The following is a 249-nucleotide window of genomic DNA, read 5'->3' on the forward strand; positions in this document are numbered from 1 at the left end:
TGTGCTGGTGGTGCCAGGCAATCCCCTCCTCACTGCACAACCTTTGTATCAGTTGAAAATCGGATTCCCCGTATTGCGTGCAATATTCGCGCTCGGGACTGGTGCTGACCTGAAAGGTATAGGCATCGGCCTGGATACCGTGGCCCTTGAGCACCTGAGCGATGATTTGCGGCACGGTTAGATTCTGGAAGATCCGTTGGTTGTCGCTGAACTGCAAATAGTGCAACGCGGGGACCAAGGTCAGCTGAT

Annotated in this window: 1 protein-coding gene; it reads right to left on the minus strand. The window is 54.2% G+C overall.

From position 1 onward, the window contains the following. Positions 1–249 (minus strand): contractile injection system protein, VgrG/Pvc8 family (locus tag KW848_RS31530; RefSeq protein WP_256365355.1); only part of this gene is annotated, 249 nt, incomplete at both ends.

It is taken from the genome of Pseudomonas sp. PDM25 (genome assembly GCF_019219045.1).
Taxonomy (GTDB): domain Bacteria; phylum Pseudomonadota; class Gammaproteobacteria; order Pseudomonadales; family Pseudomonadaceae; genus Aquipseudomonas.